At 68.5% G+C, this 16,244-nt stretch carries 14 protein-coding genes; 5 read left to right on the forward strand and 9 right to left on the reverse strand.

Going from position 1 to position 16,244, the window contains the following annotated elements; translation table 11 throughout:
* Positions 1 to 4: 4 nt before the first annotated feature.
* Positions 5 to 1,558, reverse strand: a complete 1,554-nt coding sequence (locus AB0B82_RS17005) for a peptide ligase PGM1-related protein (protein WP_360168486.1) — start codon at positions 1,556 to 1,558, stop codon at positions 5 to 7.
* Positions 1,559 to 1,731: 173 nt separating this feature from the next.
* On the opposite strand from AB0B82_RS17005, the gene AB0B82_RS17010 reads away from it, so the two are divergent.
* The 3 genes from AB0B82_RS17010 to AB0B82_RS17020 all read left to right on the forward strand — a co-directional run bounded on the left by AB0B82_RS17010 (position 1,732) and on the right by AB0B82_RS17020 (position 4,765).
* Positions 1,732 to 3,798, forward strand: coding sequence for a phosphocholine-specific phospholipase C (locus AB0B82_RS17010; RefSeq protein ID WP_360168489.1), 2,067 nt, complete (start codon positions 1,732 to 1,734; stop codon positions 3,796 to 3,798).
* A gap of 139 nt (positions 3,799 to 3,937) precedes the next feature.
* Positions 3,938 to 4,210: a helix-turn-helix transcriptional regulator gene (locus AB0B82_RS17015; RefSeq protein WP_360168492.1), complete on the forward strand. Its 273-nt coding sequence runs from the start codon at positions 3,938 to 3,940 to the stop codon at positions 4,208 to 4,210.
* A 42-nt stretch (positions 4,211 to 4,252) separates the two neighbouring features.
* Entirely contained in the window at positions 4,253 to 4,765 is a 513-nt protein-coding gene (locus tag AB0B82_RS17020; protein ID WP_360168495.1) for a methyltransferase domain-containing protein, read from the forward strand.
* Here the strand turns inward: AB0B82_RS17020 and AB0B82_RS17025 are convergent.
* From AB0B82_RS17025 to AB0B82_RS17050, 6 genes are all read right to left on the reverse strand, one after another.
* Complete coding sequence (locus AB0B82_RS17025) at positions 4,762 to 5,649, reverse strand: ABC transporter ATP-binding protein (protein WP_360168498.1); 888 nt, start codon at positions 5,647 to 5,649, stop codon at positions 4,762 to 4,764. The two genes, AB0B82_RS17020 and AB0B82_RS17025, sit on opposite strands and share 4 nt — an antisense overlap.
* Positions 5,646 to 6,482, reverse strand: coding sequence for an ABC transporter ATP-binding protein (locus tag AB0B82_RS17030; protein ID WP_360168502.1), 837 nt, complete (start codon positions 6,480 to 6,482; stop codon positions 5,646 to 5,648). Before AB0B82_RS17030 ends, AB0B82_RS17025 begins: the two co-directional genes overlap by 4 nt.
* Positions 6,475 to 7,350: an ABC transporter permease gene (locus AB0B82_RS17035; RefSeq protein ID WP_360168505.1), complete on the reverse strand. Its 876-nt coding sequence runs from the start codon at positions 7,348 to 7,350 to the stop codon at positions 6,475 to 6,477. The genes AB0B82_RS17030 and AB0B82_RS17035 overlap by 8 nt, the downstream gene beginning before the upstream one ends.
* A 5-nt stretch (positions 7,351 to 7,355) precedes the next feature.
* A complete protein-coding gene (locus AB0B82_RS17040; RefSeq protein WP_360168508.1) occupies positions 7,356 to 8,450 on the reverse strand; it encodes an ABC transporter permease in 1,095 nt (364 codons plus the stop codon).
* Positions 8,447 to 10,294: an ABC transporter substrate-binding protein gene (locus tag AB0B82_RS17045; RefSeq protein WP_360168511.1), complete on the reverse strand. Its 1,848-nt coding sequence runs from the start codon at positions 10,292 to 10,294 to the stop codon at positions 8,447 to 8,449. The genes AB0B82_RS17040 and AB0B82_RS17045 overlap by 4 nt, the downstream gene beginning before the upstream one ends.
* Positions 10,295 to 10,544: 250 nt before the next feature.
* Positions 10,545 to 13,505 carry a hypothetical protein gene (locus AB0B82_RS17050; protein ID WP_360168514.1) on the reverse strand — a complete coding sequence of 987 codons (2,961 nt, stop codon included), beginning with the start codon at positions 13,503 to 13,505 and terminating at the stop codon, positions 10,545 to 10,547.
* A gap of 50 nt (positions 13,506 to 13,555) precedes the next feature.
* Here AB0B82_RS17050 and AB0B82_RS17055 point away from each other — a divergent pair, with 50 nt between their 5' ends.
* Both AB0B82_RS17055 and AB0B82_RS17060 read left to right on the forward strand, forming a co-directional pair.
* A complete protein-coding gene (locus AB0B82_RS17055; protein WP_360168517.1) occupies positions 13,556 to 14,350 on the forward strand; it encodes an SGNH/GDSL hydrolase family protein in 795 nt (264 codons plus the stop codon).
* On the forward strand, positions 14,347 to 14,925 hold the full coding sequence (locus AB0B82_RS17060; RefSeq protein WP_360168520.1) for a GNAT family N-acetyltransferase: 579 nt from the start codon (positions 14,347 to 14,349) through the stop codon (positions 14,923 to 14,925). The genes AB0B82_RS17055 and AB0B82_RS17060 overlap by 4 nt, the downstream gene beginning before the upstream one ends.
* Here AB0B82_RS17060 and AB0B82_RS17065 read toward each other — a convergent pair.
* Both AB0B82_RS17065 and AB0B82_RS17070 read right to left on the reverse strand, forming a co-directional pair.
* Positions 14,907 to 15,704 carry a GNAT family N-acetyltransferase gene (locus tag AB0B82_RS17065; protein ID WP_360168523.1) on the reverse strand — a complete coding sequence of 266 codons (798 nt, stop codon included), beginning with the start codon at positions 15,702 to 15,704 and terminating at the stop codon, positions 14,907 to 14,909. The genes AB0B82_RS17060 and AB0B82_RS17065 overlap by 19 nt on opposite strands.
* The gene (locus AB0B82_RS17070) at positions 15,701 to 15,868 is read right to left on the reverse strand and encodes a hypothetical protein (protein ID WP_360168526.1); all 168 of its coding nucleotides are present in this window, start codon (positions 15,866 to 15,868) and stop codon (positions 15,701 to 15,703) included. The genes AB0B82_RS17065 and AB0B82_RS17070 overlap by 4 nt, the downstream gene beginning before the upstream one ends.
* Positions 15,869 to 16,244: the final 376 nt, after the last annotated feature.

Below are 16,244 nucleotides of genomic sequence, written 5' to 3' on the forward strand. Positions count from 1 at the left end.
CCTCTCAGACCGGCAGTGGCGGCTCCGTCAAGGCTTGCTCGGCCTCGGCGAGCACGATGCGGCAGGCATCACGATACCGCCGATCCGCCTCCTCCGCAGTGTCACCGACCGCGGTCAGGCCGAGGCGGCCGAGCTCCGTCAGGCAGCTGATCATGTGAAACACGACGCCGACCTGCCGCGACTGGTCGAAGTGCAGGCCGTGCCGGGCGACGATGTCGAAGACGTCCGACGGCATCAACCCCTTGAGCGCCTCCGCCTCGAAATGATCGGTGGCCACCAGGTGTTTCTGCTGCCCGAGCGGTGTCACGAACCGCGCGGAGTCCGGGTCGTAGCGCCCGTCGGTCAGGTACTGCAGCGTCAGGAACGGATGCGTCGTACCGCCGCGGCGCAGGTTCACCTCGATCGCATACGCCCGCCAGCCGGCGCCGTCCCGCACCACGACGAAGTCGACCGCGAACCGCCCGATCGCGCCGGTCGCCGCGAGCCGGCGGCCGATGGTCTCCGCGTGTGTCGTGATCACCCGGGCGTACTCGGGAGCGGCCGGGAACACACAGCCCAGGTAGGTCTGACCGCTCGCACCGCCGAGCAACTGGTCGTGCGTGGACATCAGCTCGACCTCGCCGCGGGGCGACACCCGGAGCTGGACGCTCGGGCTGCGCAGGTCCTCGCCGACGATCCGTTCCTCGACGATCCCGCCGCGGGCCGCGAACCTGGCGAGGTACACGTCGACCGGTGTCGACGCCGACTCGACGTCCATCTCCCGGATTCGCTGCAGTACCTCGTCCCGCTCCCGCGGTGTGCCGGGCGTCGGCAGTCCTTTCAGCCGTACGACGGCATTGCCGGTGCCGGACACGCCTTCGTTGAGCTTCACGATCACGCTGTCCATCGTGGGCCGCTGTGCGCGCAGTCCGAGTACGGCGTCGGCCAGGTTGTCCATCGTGTGCAGGTTCTCGATGCCGAGCGGATGCGGCACGCCCAGCTCGGCGAACAGCCGCCGGCTCCCGGTCTTCGAGCCGAGCGGGGCGAGCCGCGGGTCGGGTCCGTACATCGGGATGCCGAGACTCACCGCGAGGTCGCGTTCGCGCTCGGTGGTGTTGTACGGGACCAGGTGCGAGCGCATCCGGTTCGGGACCAGGTCGGCGATCCGTTGCAGCAGCCGCGGCCTGGCCAGCAGCTTCTCGCTCAGCGAGATCGGCCGCGCGTCGTTGACCGAGATCAGGGTGAGCCGGGCGCGGGCGTGGCTCGGGATCGCGCCGGGCAGCAGTGCGAGGTAGTACTCGACGGTCTCGGGCGCGATCGGCATCGAGGTCACGTACACCATCCGCAACCGCGGCTCACGCAGCAGGATCAGCATGAACAGGAAGCGTTCCTCGTACGCCTGCATGTCCGTCCCGGTCCAGCCGGCGTCGAGTTCGTCCAGCGTGATCGACGGAACGACGACGACCGACTCGTCGTCGTGATTGCGCCGCATGGCGTCCCAGACGCCCGCCATCCGGGTTTGCAGCCGATCGAACACCTCGTACCGCTCGGCTTCGCTCATCGCCGACAAGCCACTCATACCGCACCCCACCCTCGCGGCCTTCCCCTGCTCCCCCAGGCCGCGCTGGTCCCAGTGTGCTGCCGAAGACCGGGGAGGGCAATTCGTCTTCCGTCGGTTAAACGTTCACCGTAGGGTGCCGGAGACGCAGTTCCGGTGTTCCAGGCTCCATCCGCCCCGACAAGGAGACTCACATGCCACAGGTCAATCGCCGGAGGTTCCTGCAGCTGGCCGGTGCGTCGGCCGCGTTCGCCGCGATGGCGAACAGCATCGAGCGCGCCGCCGCGATTCCCGCCCACCGCCGGTTCGGCAGCATCCGGGACGTCGAGCACATCGTCGTCCTGATGCAGGAGAACCGCTCGTTCGACCACTACTTCGGCAGTCTGAACGGCGTCCGCGGGTTCGGCGACCCACGGCCGGTGACGCTGCCCAGCGGACAGTCCGTGTGGCATCAGCGGAGCACCGCCGGGAAGGAGACGCTTCCGTTCCGCCCGGAGGCCGACAACCTCGGTCTGCAGTTCATCCAGGACCTCGCGCACGACTGGTCCGACGCGCACGAAGCCGTCAACAACGGCCGGTACGACCGGTGGATCCCGGCGAAGACCGCGACCACAATGGCGTACCTGACCCGCGAGGACATCCCGTTCCACTACGCGCTCGCGGACAGGTTCACCGTGTGCGACGCGTACCACTGCTCGTTTCTGGGCTCCACCGATCCGAACCGCTACTACCTGTGGTCCGGCTACACGGGCAACGACGGCACCGGCGGCGGCCCGGTCCTCGGCAACGACGAGGCCGGCTACGGGTGGACGACGTACCCGGAACGGCTCGAGCAGGCCGGTGTGTCGTGGAAGATCTACCAGGACATCGGCGACGGGCTCGACGGCGATCACGGATGGGGGTGGATCGACGACGCGTACCGCGGCAACTACGGCGACAACTCCCTGCTGTACTTCGACAACTACCGCAACGCCCAGCCCGGGAACCCGCTGTACGACAAGGCCCGCACCGGCACGAACGCGAAGGCCGGCGAGAGCCTGTTCGCGCACCTGACCGCCGACGTGAAGGCGGACCGGCTCCCGCAGATCTCGTGGCTCGCAGCGCCGGAGGCGTTCACCGAGCACCCGAACTGGCCGGCCAACTACGGCGCCTGGTACATCTCGCAGGTCCTCGACGCACTGACCGCGAATCCCGATGTGTGGAGCAAGACCGCCCTGTTCATCACCTACGACGAGAACGACGGCTTCTTCGACCACGTCGTACCGCCGTATCCGCCGATGAACGCGAACCAGGGACTGTCGACCGTCGACGTCGGCCCGGACCTCTACACCGGCAGCAAGGCGGCGCACGGCGCGTACGGCCTGGGGCAGCGGGTGCCGATGCTCGTGGTGTCACCGTGGAGCACCGGCGGGTACACCTGCTCGGAGGTGTTCGACCACACGTCGATCATCCGCTTCATGGAGCGCCGGTTCAGTGTGCGCGAGCCGAACATCTCGCCGTGGCGCCGCGCGGTGTGCGGTGATCTCACGTCCGCGTTCGATTTCGGTACGTCGGCCACCCGGCCGCCGCGGCTGCCCGACACCAGTTCGTACGAGCCGCCGGACCGCGAGCGGCACCCGGACTACGTACCGACGCCACCCGCGGTCGGCCGGCTGCCCGCGCAGGAACGCGGTTCCCGGCGGACCCGTCCGTTGCCGTACGCCCCGATCGTCGACGGCACCGTTGCCGCCGGCAAATACCAGCTGACCTTCGGGTCCGGAGCACGGGCCGGCGCCCAGTTCCTGGTCACGTCCGCGAACCGCACCGACGGCCCGTGGACGTACACGACCGAGGCCGGCAAGACCGTCGCGGACAGCTGGAACCCGATCTACTCCGGCGGCAGCACCGACCTCACCGTGCACGGCCCGAACGGCTTCCTGCGCACCTTCAAAGGCGACCCCGCGACCGGCCTCGAACTCACCGCCCGCGAGAACGCCCACACCGGCGACCTCGACCTCAGCATCACGAGCGACACGCCCCGCCGGATCAGGATCACCGACGCGTACGCCGGTACCGCTCACGAGGTCGACGTACCGCAGGGCACCAGCACCCGCACGATCCCGACCACCGACCATTGGTACGACGTCGCAGTCACCACCGACACCGACCCCGCCTACGAACGCCGACTGGCCGGCCACGTCGAAACCGGCGCGCCGGGCGTCAGCGATCCCGCCATCACCACGGTTCAGGTCAGCACCGCGAGTCCGGCGAGGCCGAGATAGACGCCTCCGGTGGTCAGTGAAATACCTCGCTGGGGCTGGGCCGCCGCGGCGGACGGATGTCGGACGTGACCACCGACCACTGCGACGCGATCGTCGAACGGCTCCGCGGCGAACTCGGCCTCGGGTCGCCGATCGGCTGATGGCGGCCGGCCGGCAACTCACGCAGCAGGAACTGATGGCCGAGGCGCTGGCGCTGCCGACGCCGACCGACCGGCCGCTCAGCAGCCGCGAGCTCGAGGTCGCCGAGCTGGTCGGCCAAGGCCTCGGCAACGACCAGATCGCCGAGACCTTGACGATCTCCCGCCGGACGGTCGAATCCCATCTCGAGCACATCCGCATCAAACTGGACCTGAACAGCCGCTACGAGATCATCACCTGGGCCCTCTCGAAGCAGCTGACGCGATCCGGGTGATCACGGATGCGCGGGTCACCGGCGCCCGCGCACGCTGGGGTCATGAGCGAGTACCTTTTCGACACCGGCAGCGAACTCGGCCACCATCACCTCGATCAACTCGGCAAACTGCTCGACGCCCCGACGACCTGGCGGCTGCGGACGCTCGGCCTGCGCCCGGATCTGCGCTGTCTGGAGCTCGGTGCGGGCAGCGGGTCGATCGCGAACTGGCTGGCCGCCCGCACGCGTGAAGTCGTTGCCGTCGACATCGACACGACGCAGTTGCAGGACGTTGCGCCCGGCGTCCAGGTGCACCGCCACGACCTGCGCGACGGTCTCCCGGTGGACGGTCCGTTCGATCTGATCCACGCCCGGCTGCTGCTCCTCCACCTGCCCGAGCGCGGCACCGGCGGCTGCCTGCTGCACCACAACCTCAACGAGCAGGCGGAGCCGCTCCTGCTCGCCGCCGGCGCCACGCCGGCCGAGCTGACCCGCTACCGCGCTCTGATGCTGGACCCGCGCTTCCGGGCGTGGTTCTACGAACTGCTGTACACCAACGCCCGGAAGCCGGCCTAGATGATCGGTGCCTCCGGCTTGGTGCTGTCACCCGGGGTGGCGTCGTCGACGTTCTCCAACTCGTCGACGGCGATCCGGCTGGTCCAGCGCAGGTCCGGGTCGGGCTGCGGGATCGAGTCGAGCAGCAGCTTGGTGTACGGGTGCTCCGGCTCGTGCATCACCGAGGAGACCGGTCCGCGCTCGACGATCTGGCCCTTGGTGATGACCATCACCTCACCGCCGAGGTAGTACACCGTGGACAGGTCGTGGGTGATGAACAGCGTCGTCATCCCGTGCTCACGCTGGAAGTCGAGCAGGATGTCCAGGAAGTGCTTGCGTACCTGGGCGTCCAGCATCGACACCGGCTCGTCGGCGATGATGAACGACGGCCGCAGCATGTGCACCCGGGCCAGCATGATCCGCTGCCGCTGCCCGCCGGACAGCTGGTGCGGATACCGGCCGAGGACGTTCTCCGGCTCCAGTCGGACCGCCCGCAGCGACTCCTCGATCAGCGCGAGGCCCTTCTCGCGGGTGTCTGCGAGCTTGAACTTCTTCACCGCCTTCCAGAGTGCGCGGTCCACCCGGTAGAACGGGTTGAAGATCGCGTACGGGTCCTGGAAGACCGGCTGCACGTCGCGCCGGTACTCGTCGTACTCGGCGCGGCTCAGTTTGAAGATGTCCTTGCCGCCGTACAGCACCTGTCCCTCGGTCGGCTTCTGCAGGCCGAGCACGTTGCGGGCGATCGTGCTCTTCCCACTGCCGCTCTGCCCGACCAGACTGACGATCTGCGGCGGCGACGCGGCCAGTGTGAAGCTCACGTCGTCGACCGCGGTCAGGTACCCGCCGGCCAGCCCACGGGCGTGGAATCGTTGCTGTACGCCACGAAGTTCGAGTTCCGACTTCACGACGCCCTCCTTCCGACCTGCGGGATCGACTCGATCAGCTGCCGGGTGTACGCGTCCTGCGGGTTCTTGAAGACCTGCCGGACGTCGCCCACCTCGACCAGCTCACCCTCGTACATGACGGCGACCCGGTCGGCCAGCTGAGCGTGCACACCCATGTCGTGCGAGATCACCATCAGCGTGACACCGAAGTCGGTGCGCAGGTCCGCCAGCGACTGCAGGATGACCCGCTGGATGGTCACGTCGAGCGCGGTGGTCGGCTCGTCCGCGATCACCAGGTCCGGCTCGAGCGCGACCGCGATCGCCATCAGCACCCGCTGTTTCATTCCGCCGGACAGCTCGTGCGGGAACATCCGCGCCACCCGCGCCTCCAGGCCCACCTGGCCGAGCAGCCGCGGGATCAGCTCGCCGAGCGAGCTCTTCCGCTGCGGCGCGTGCTCGAGGATCACGTCCTTGAACTGGTCTTCGATCCGCATCACCGGGTTGAGCGAGCTCATCGAGCCCTGCGGCAGGTACGACAGCGCACTCCACCGCAGCACCCGGAGCTGCTCGCCGTGCACCTTCATCAGGTCCACCGGCGAGCGGCCGCCCGGGTAGAACATCGCCGAGCCGCCGACCACCTTGCCCGGCGACTTCAGCAGCCGCAGCAGCGCGACCGCGAGCGTGCTCTTCCCGCTGCCGGACTCGCCGGCGATGCCGAGGATCTCACCGCGCCGGACATCCAGGTCGATGCCGCGCACCGCCTTCACGTCGCCGCGGCTCGTGGAGTACGCGACCTCGAGTCCCTTGACCTCCAGGACGTTCTCGGAGTCCTTCACCACCGGGTCCTTACTCACCGGCCACTCCCCTCAGCCGCGGGTTGTAGACCTCTTCCAACCCGATGTTCACCATGTTGAGTGCCGCGAACAGCAGCGTCAGCAGCACGATCGGGACCACGAACATCGGCCAGGCACCGAGGGTCAGCGCACCGGTCGTGATCGCGTTGAAGATGATCTGGCCGAGGTCGATGACACCGCCCGGGCCGAGACCGATCACCTCCAGGCCGACCAGGCCGAAGATCGCGCCGAGCGCCGAGGACGCGAACCCGACGCCGATGAACGGCAGCAGGTTCGGCAGCAGCTCGGTCACGATGATCTCCAGGTCGCGGGCCTTGGTCACCCGCGCCAGGTCGACGTACGGCCGGGTCCGCAGGCTCAGCACCTGCGACCGGATCGTCTTGGCCGCGAACGGCCAGGAGAAGATCGAGATCATCACGCCGACCTGGAACAGGCTGACGTTCTTCGCGTACGCCGACAGCGCGATCAGCAGCGGGAACGTCGGGATGACCAGCAGGATGCCGGTGAACGTCGACAGCACGCCGTCGATCCAGCCGCCCTTGTAGCCGGCCACGAACGCGACGATGACGCCGACGACGGTCGAGATCACCCCGGCGATCGCACCGATCTGGAGCGACACCGACAGCGCCTTGATCACCATCGCGAACACGTCCCGGCCGAACTGGTCGGTGCCGAGCAGGTGACCAGGCCCGGGGACCAGCCATTTCTCGTAGGCCGCCACCTCGATCGGGTTCTCGCCGCCGCCGATCGCCTTCACGATCAGCGGACTGAACAACGCCACCAGGATCATCACCGCGAGGATCAGCAACCCGGTCGCCAGGCGCCGGCTGTTGCGGATCGTTCGCAGTACCGCGGTCAGTAGTCTCATCGGCATCACTTCCAGTACTTGACCCGCGGGTCGAGCAGCGGGAGCAGGAGGTCGAGGAGGAGTACGGCGGTGAGCACCGAGAAGATCGCGATGTCGGTGACGCCGAGGATCGTGTTGAAGTCGAGCTGCTGGATCGCCGTGACCAGCGTGGTGCCCAGCCCCGGATAGTTGAACAGTTGCTCGACCAGGACGTTGCCGTTGAAGATGAAGCCCAGCGAGATGCCGAACGCGGTGATCTGCGGCAGGTAGCAGTTCCGCAGCGCGTACCGGGTCAGGATCCGCCAGCCCTTCAGGCCCTTCGCCTCGGCGTACACCAGGTAGTCCTCACCGAGCACCGGGACCATCAGCATCCGGGTGGACAGGATCCAGCTGAACGTCCCGATGATCACGATCGACAGACCGGGCAGCAACCCGTACTTGAGCACGCTGCCGATGAAGGCCAGCGATATCCCCGGCGTGATGTTCGAGTCGTACGCCGATCTGGCCGGCAGCACGCCCATCGTGTACGCGAAGACGTACACCAGGATCAGCGCGACGAAGAAGTACGGCACGTGCGACAGTGCGATCGACAGGTTGGTCGCGATCGCGGAGCCGATCTTGCCGCGTCGCCAGCCGGCGATCGCGCCGATGACCACGCCGAGGATCCAGGCCAGCACGGCGGAGATGCCGAGCAGGCCGATGGTCCACGGCAGCGAGCGCAGGATCACGTCCTGGGCCGGCGTCGGATAGCTGATCAGACTCGGCCCGAGATCGCCGTGCAGGACCAGCTTCTCCATGTATTTCAGGTACTGCGAGAAGATGTTGCCGGTCAGGCCGAATTCCTGCTGGTAGCGGGCGATCAGTTCCTGACTGGCCTGCGCGTTGTAGATGTAGTTCTGCTGCAGGGTCTGGATCAGCGTCTGGATCGGGTCACCAGGCATCAGGCGGAAGAAGAAGAACGCGATCGTCAGCGCGCCCCACAGCTCCACCAGATACAGCCCGAACCGCCGGATCGCGTACGCCGCCAGCGGATGCCTCGACAGCCAGGCCCGCACCCCGGTCCGGGGTGCGGGGTCCTGGCGCTTTTCGACAGCTACCGCAGGCGGGGCTTCCGCCGTCACGCCGGAGCCTTCTGGCCGGTGGGCTGGATCTTGCCGAGCACCAGAGCGAAGTGCGGCCACCAGTTCAACGGCACTTCGTACAGGTTGTCGTCGGTCGGCCAGTCCTTCCAGAAGGTGTTGTTGAAGAACTGCGGATAACCGGTCTGGATCACCGGGATCAGCGGCAGCTTCTGGAAGTAGATCTCCAGCGCCTGCTTCAGCAGCGGCTTGGCCTCCTCGCTCTCCGGGTCCAGCCCGGACAGCTTCTTGGAGATCGCGTCGAACGCCGGGTCGCGGAAGCGCATCTTGTTCCGACCGGCCGCGTTCTTGCCGATCGGCTTGGCCTTGTCGCTCTCCCAGTCGGTGTACAGCTGCTCGGGGTCGATCGCGAACCCGGCCCAGCTGGAGTCGATGTCGTACTCACCACGCTGGAACTTCTCGTCGTGCACGCTGCCGGACAGGCTGCGCAGCGTGCAGTTCACGCCGATCTTCGCCAGATCGGTCTTCAGCACGTTCGCAATCGCGTACTCGTCCTTGTCGACCTGGGCGGGCGTGATGATCTCGAGGTTGATCTCCTTGCCCTTGTACATCCGCTTGCCGGCCGCGTTCTTCGGCGCGATCTCGTCCAGCAGCTGGGTCGCCTTGTCCAGGTTGTACTCGAACTTGTACTTCTCCGCGAGCTCGTCGTCCTTCCACTTGTCGTTGGTCGGGTAGTCGGCCCACGGGTAGATCGCGGGCGGCACCTCGACCTGCCAGACCGACTTCCCGATCTTCTCCCGGTCCAGCGCGTAGTTGATCGCCCAGCGCATCTTCGGCTCCGCGATCACGCCGCGCGACGGGTCGGCGTTCAGCCACAGCACCCGCGGGTTCGGGTCGTGGAACTGGGTGGTGACCAGGTTCGGGTAGCCGGAGTTGGACAGCTGCTTGGCGTGCTGGGCGTCGATCGAGCCGACGTCGAACTCGGCCCGCTCGAAGGCCAGCGACGCCTGGTCGAGCTGCTTCGACGTGCTCTGGAAGATCACGTACTGCGGCTTGACGTCGAGCTTGTCCTTGTTCCAGTAGTTCGGGTCCTTCTCCCAGACGAACATCTTCTGGTTCCGGATCGCCTGCTTGAGCTTGTACGGGCCCGACCGGACCGGCGGGTTGTCCTTGTACTTGGTCGGGTCCTGACCCTTCCAGACGTGCTCGGGCATGATGTTGTTCGGCGCGCCCGCGATCGCCGCGATGAAGTTGTAGTGGAAGCGCGGCGTCGGCTTCAGGAACTTCACCACCGCGGTGTGCGGGTCCGGAACCTCGACGTCCTTGACGAACTCCTTCAGGTCACCGCCGCCGCCGAACAGGTCCGGGCGGTCCTTGAGCATCATCACGGTGAACTTGAAGTCGTTCGCACCGAGCGGCTTGCCGTCGTTCCAGTGCGCCTTCTCGTCGAACTTCAGGGTCAGCTCGGAGTGGTCGTCGTTGTACTTGTACTCCGTCGCCAGCCAGGGCGTGAGCTTGCCGGTGGCGAAGCTCAGGTAGAACAGCGGCTCGGTGGCCAGCTCGACGCCGGCACCGCCCGGGGATCCGTTCGGGATCATGCCGTTGAAGCTGTCGAACACGGTGTACTCGACCTGGCCGACGATCACCGACTGCTCGCGCGGGACCGGGATGTTGGCCTTGCCGATCTGGATGGACTTGGTCGCCGCCGGCTTGTCGTTGCCGGCGGGCTTGTCGGAGTAGGAGCCACCGCCGGAACAGGCGGTGAGGAAGGCAGTCATCGCGGCCGCGGCTCCCGCTCCGATCACGCCACGGCGACTCAACTGGTACCGGACGACATCTTCGACATCTTCGTAGGCTTCGAACTGCGGGCGCGGCGCGTCATTCATGATGAATGTCACCTCACTTTGCGTTGCGTGGACAGGCCGGTCACGGACCGAGAGGTGCCACGGACTATATGGAGCGTTGACAACGTTGACAAGAGTTCATTGCCACGTTGAAGCCGGGCCGTCATATCCGCAGATCACTCGATATATCAAGCTATGACAACGTTGCTCGCTCTGTGTGACACCCGTAGGCGGAAACGATTCCAACCGTGGTCACAGCGCGTAGACCTCGGGGCTGCCGGCACGCGCCGGGTCAGTCGTATATCGAATCGATCAAGAGTTCTGTGGTCCGGACCGGTTCGTTCAGTACGGCGCGGATCACGTGCCGCCGGTCCCACCGGCCGCAGGCCCACGCGAGCGCTTTCGCCAGGCCGTCGAAGGTCGCCGCGTGCGGCGCGCCGTCGGCGTCCACCCACCACGAGACCTCGACGCCGTCCACGGTGAGCTCCTCGTGCTCCCACCACGACGCCGGCACCTCGGGCACCAGCGCGCGCACCTCGGGCGGCACGTCGGCCGGCGTCCCCGCGCCGTCGATCTTGCCGTCGGCAACCTCCTGCGCGAGCGGTACGTCGAACAGGTCGCTGAGCCCGTCCGCCGCGGCCCCCGACCCGATCACGAAGTCGCCGAGGTCGTCGCGCTGCACCCACATCGGCCCGTCGACCACAACCGCGCGATCCGGCGTGGTCATTCGGGTCACCCCGTCCTCGCCGAGCACGCGGACCCGCTGCGGCGGGTCGTTCGGGAACAGCGCGAGCGTGCCGAGCCGCTCCCACAGCCGCAGGATGGTCGCCACGTCCACCGCACGCACGGGATCGGCGAGTCGCTCGAGGACCAGCGCGATCCCATCGGCGTCGAGGTCGCCGACCGCGCGGACCAGACCGACCGCCGTCCGCACCTCGGGATCGAGCTCGGCGGTCCAGGCGGGTGCTTCGTCGAGGAACGTCGCCAGCACCGGCTCGGCGTCCGGGTCGGCCCGGCCGGCGAGCGGTTCGCCGTCGTCCAGCAGGACGTGCTCGCGGATCCACCAGGCTGCGTACGACGGAACGCCGTGCGGCCGGTCGTCCGGGCCGACAACGCGCACCTGGGCGACCAGCGCGGGGCGCAGTTCGGGATCGGATCCCAGCATCTGCAGCACCTGCGGCCACTTGTCGCCGGTGATCCAGTCGAGATCGCGGATCGCGACCAGCTCGCCGACCGTGGCGCCGTACGGCGATCCGTCGGGCGCGACGTCGTACACCCAGTCCTCGATCCCGTCGAGGTCCTGGAGCGCTTCGGGCAGTTCGTCGAGCGTGACCTCGGACGCGGCGACGATGCCGAGTGCGGTGAGCACGCCGACGGCGCGGAGGGCGGGCAGGCCGTAGCGTTCGACGAGGTCGGGTGCGACCGGTGCGACTTCGTCGGCGTCGAGGATCGCCTGGGCGTCGGATCCTTCCACCACCAGGGCGTTCGCGGGGACCAACTCGCCGTCGGTGTCGCGGAGTGTCAGGTCGGACAGCCACCACAGTCCGTCCGCCTGGGCGGGGTCGGCGGCGACCAGACTGAGGACGGCGTGGGCGATCGCGTCCGGGTCGTCCGCGTCGGCGGAGTGCTCGATCGCGGACCGTACGGCGCTGTCCTCGAGCAGCGACCGCGGTGTCGCCGGGATCGCGCCCAGCCGCTCGAGGACCGGGTCGGCCGCTTCCGGGTGCACCACGCGGACGCCGTACTCCCCGAAGGTCGCGAGCGTGTCCACCGGGATCTCGGCGCCGGGCAGCAACACCCCGCGGGCGCCGCGCACCAACCGTCCGTCGGCGAGTGGCACCGGCAGCGTGCCGAGCGCCTCGCGGATCAGCGGGTCGGTGGTCATCGTCGAGAGCGCGCCGTACAGGGTGCGCCACCAGCTCGGCGGCTGCGCTCCCCCGAGCTGATCCACCACCTCTTCGAGCTCGACCCGCCGTACGCCGAGGGCATCCAGCGCGAGCCGATCCGCGCGGCGTGCGTGGACGAGCCCTGGCACCAGGGGTGCAAGCACGTCGATGAACGCCTGGTCGGCACCCTCCACCACGACCGCGTCGACCGGGCGGAGCATTCTGCCGTCGAGTCCACGCAGGAGCGGTACGCCGGGCAGCGCGGACCGGATCGCGTCGCGCAGCATGCGGTCCAGTGCGCCCGCCGCGAGCCCGGTCGGTACGAGGTGGAGTACGTCGTCTCCTACCGCAGCGCGCTCGCGCAGCAGGTCGGCGTACGCGGTCGCTGCTTCCTGGACGAGGCGATCGGTCAGCGGGCCTTTCGCCACGTGGCGCCGGGTGGAGTCCAGTGGGAAGGTTGCCAACAGCAACGACGGGAGCGAGAGCGGCTCGTCGGTGGGTGTCGGTGCATGGACGACGCCGGGCAGTTCGGTCTGCGGACTGCGCGGCACCGCCCAGACGACGGACCAGTTCGGTCTGCTGCGTTCCTCCGTCGGGCGGTCGGCCAGCAGTTGCTCGCGTTCGGCGGCGTCGAGGGTGCCACTGACGCGGTGGATCCACCACCGGGAGTCGACATCCTCCAGAACGCGGCGGCCGTCGCCGGTCTCGATCTCGATCCGTGCGAGCCCTGGGAGCGCCAGCAGGAGCGCATCATCGGCTTGGTCGAGCAGGCGCCGTACCAGCGCCGCGGCTGCTTCGTCGCGCAGCGGCAGGATGACGGCGGTGTCGTACCCCGCCGGCGGTTCGCCTTCGGCCGCGAACGGCAGCCGCAGGACCGGCACCTGGCCGTCGCGGCGGCGCAGTTCGGTGTCGAGCGCGGGTTCGCCGAGCGCCGCGATCGCCGCGGCGGTGTCGGCCTTGGAGAACCGTACTCCCCCGGTCCGGGACAGGACGACGGGCTCGTCGGTCACCGCGAGAACGGCGGAGAAGCCGACGCCGAACCGCCCGACCGCTGTCTCCGCGTCGCGTTTCGCCGAGGCCCGCAGCGTCGCCAGTGACTCGACACCTTCCGCGGTCAGCGAGGCGCCGGTGTTGGCGACGACGAGCGTGTGGTCGCGGAACTCGTACAGCACGCGCCCCGGCGTACCGGCGCGCGCGGCCGCGTCCGCGGCGTTCTGCGCGAGCTCGACCATCAGGCGGTCGACGTACCCGCCGAGCGCGAGCTCTTCCTCGGCGTTGGCGTCCTCGCGGAACCGGACGGGCGCCGCGGCCCAGCCGGCCAGCACGCGCTCCCGGATCCCGGCCGTCCCGAACATGTCGTCGTTCACCGTTGGCAGTATGCCCTGGTTGGCCGCCCGGAGCCGTCTATCGTGGTGCGGTGATCGCTTCCGGCAGTCGATACGTCGCCCTCGGCAGCTCGTTCGCGGCGGGACCGGGCATCAGCCCGATCGTCGACGCCCCGGCCGGCCGCTCGGGCAACAACTACGCGCACCTGGTCGCGCAGGAGCTCGGGCTCGACCTCGTCGACGTCTCGTACTCCGGCGCCACCACGGCCCACGTGCTGGACACCCCACAGGACGCGGCGCCTCCGCAGCTCGATTCGGTCACCGCGGACACCGCCCTGGTCACGATCACGGTCGGCGGGAACGACCTCGAGTACGTCGGCACGTTCCTGCGCGGGAGCTTCCTCAACACGGTCGCGAAACCCGCGACGATCCTCGGCCGCCGGTTCGCGAACCGGATCCGCGCGCGGGTCAGCTACCTCAAGGACACGGCGTCGTACGGCGCCGTCACCGAGTCGCTGACCACCGTGGTGGAGCAGACGCGGCAGCGGGCGCCGGAGGCGCGGATCCTGCTCGTCGACTACCTCAGCCTGGTTGGGCCGGCGACCCGACCGCGGATCGACGTACCGCTGAACGAGGAACAGCTGCCGAGCATCGCCCTGCTGGCGGACGGGCTGGCGGAGGCGTTCGCGAAGGCGGCCGCGGCGACCGGTGCGGACCTTGTGGCCGCGTCCGCGGCCAGCCGGGACCACGCGATCGGTTCGGCCGAACCGTGGACCACCGGGTTCACGATGCTGCCGCCCAACCTCGGCGGTTTCGTGCCGTACCACCCGAACGCGGCCGGCATGCGCGCGGTTGCCGGCCTGATCCTGGAGACAGTGCGGACATGAAGGTGCGCGAGGCAACCGACGCCGACGTCGAAGCGGCCGCGGCCACGCTCACCAACGCGCTGGCCGACTACCCGATGAGCCGCGCGTGCTTCGACCCGGACGGTTACCTCGAGCGGCTGACGGAGTACCACCGGTTGTTCGTCGGCGGCGTCGGGTTGCCGCACGGGCGGGTCTGGGTCACCGACGACGTCAGCGCGGTCGCCGTCTGGCTACCGCCCGACCTGCCCGCCGACGCGTTCGCGCCGTACCGCGAACGGTTCGTCGGGCTCGCCGGATCCAAGGCCTCGGTGACGACCGAATACGGCCAGGCGATCTCGCTCTTCCATCCCCGCGAACCCGTGTGGCTGCTCGCGCTGGTCGGTGTCGAACCCGACCGCCAGCGGCAGGGCCTCGGTCGCGCGGTCATCAGCCCAGGCCTCGCGGTGGCGGACGCCGCACAGTCACCCGCCTTCGTCGAGACCCAGGAACCCGAGAACGTCGGCTTCTACGAGTCCCTGGGCTTCACCGTCATCGCGGAGCTCGAACTCCCGCACAACGGCCCGATACACTACGCCCTTTACCGCCCTGGCGGGTAGACGTACGGCGTCGTCGTGGTGACCGCGAGGAACCCGAGGCGCTGCAGGATCGGGCGACTGTCGTCGGACGCGTCGACCTGCAGGTACTTGTACCCGAGCTCGACCGCACGCGCCGCGCGGACCGCGACCAGTGCCTTGTAGATGCCGCGACCGCGCCACTCCTTGAGCGTCGAGCCGCCCCACAGACCAGTGAAGTCGGTGCCTTGCTTGTAGACCGCCCACGCTGCCGACACGACCTCTCCTCCGGCCTCGGCGGCGTACACGTCGGCGCCCTTTGTGCACCGCAACTCCAGGTCGTCGGCCAGCCAGGACCAGTCCTCGCCCCAGACCGTCGACTCCATCGCGGCGATCCGCTCGAAGTCCGCGCGTTCGGTGACCCGCCGGATCGTGATGCCGTCGACCGTGTCCCGACCGCGCAGCCGCTCGGCGATCGCGGCGCTCTCGGCAATCAGGACGGTTTCCTGCTCCTCGGGCTCGAACCCGGCCGCCCGCAACCGGTCGGGCAGATCGGCCGGCAGGTCGTGACCGCGCAGCTTCCATTCGACGGCCTGGCCCTTCGCCGCGAAGAACTCGCGCTGGCGAACGATCAGCGCATCGATCTCCGGGCCGTCCAACCCGTCGAGCGTGCGGTAGCTGACGAAGCCGCGGCTCGGGTACTCGACCCGGATCACCGGGCCGTCCGTACTCGTCGGCACGTCCGCACTCTCACTCGTGCCCCGCAGTTGGCTGTCGTAGGCGGCGAGCAGTTCTTTCTTCAACGCGTCGTGGTCATCGGTCACGAGAGGACTTTGACACGTGTTGCCACGATCCGCCGTTCATTTCTCCGCCGGGCAAGCCAGCGGAACCAGCGCCTGCGTCCGGCGGGCTTGCTGAGTCCGTGCTGGTTCTCACGCTTGGCGTTCGCGAAGTGGCTCAGCGACACCATCAGGTTCAGCGGTTCCATGGTTCCGTCCTCCAGGTTTCGGTCCCTACACCCGGAAGTCGGATCAGATCGCGCGCACTCGACATCTGCGCACCACACGCCGTTCGCCCGGGACCTTGGACACCCGCCAGGGACCTTGGACAAGCAATGACCAGTCCAGACCCACCACAATCTGTGCAAGGTTCGTCTTCGGCCCGTACGACGACTGGCGCAGCCCGGTCAAGTCCCGTGGAGTGGTGTACGGCGTGCCCGTGGTGCCGTGCCGTGGTGGTGCGGTGTGGTCGCAGGGGGGTTTCCGCCGCACGGTGGGTTCACCCACGGTGTTGTGGGTTCCGCACCCTTCACACGGGTCAGGAACCCACAACACGATGGGTGAACCCACCGCGCGGGAACGGGC

It is taken from the genome of Kribbella sp. NPDC048915, assembly GCF_040649595.1.
Classification (GTDB): Bacteria; Actinomycetota; Actinomycetes; order Propionibacteriales; family Kribbellaceae; genus Kribbella.

Bases quoted from the DNA above. Each gene is read 5' to 3' on its own strand.
- AB0B82_RS17060 (WP_360168520.1), top strand. From the start codon at position 14,347: ATGAAGGTGCGCGAGGCAACCGACGCCGACGTCGAAGCGGCCGCGGCC.
- AB0B82_RS17045 (WP_360168511.1), bottom strand. From the start codon at position 10,294: ATGAATGACGCGCCGCGCCCGCAGTTCGAAGCCTACGAAGATGTCGAA.
- AB0B82_RS17005 (WP_360168486.1), bottom strand. From the start codon at position 1,558: ATGAGTGGCTTGTCGGCGATGAGCGAAGCCGAGCGGTACGAGGTGTTC.
- AB0B82_RS17015 (WP_360168492.1), top strand. From the start codon at position 3,938: ATGGCGGCCGGCCGGCAACTCACGCAGCAGGAACTGATGGCCGAGGCG.
- AB0B82_RS17070 (WP_360168526.1), bottom strand. From the start codon at position 15,868: ATGGAACCGCTGAACCTGATGGTGTCGCTGAGCCACTTCGCGAACGCC.
- AB0B82_RS17010 (WP_360168489.1), top strand. From the start codon at position 1,732: ATGCCACAGGTCAATCGCCGGAGGTTCCTGCAGCTGGCCGGTGCGTCG.
- AB0B82_RS17020 (WP_360168495.1), top strand. From the start codon at position 4,253: ATGAGCGAGTACCTTTTCGACACCGGCAGCGAACTCGGCCACCATCAC.
- AB0B82_RS17035 (WP_360168505.1), bottom strand. From the start codon at position 7,350: ATGAGACTACTGACCGCGGTACTGCGAACGATCCGCAACAGCCGGCGC.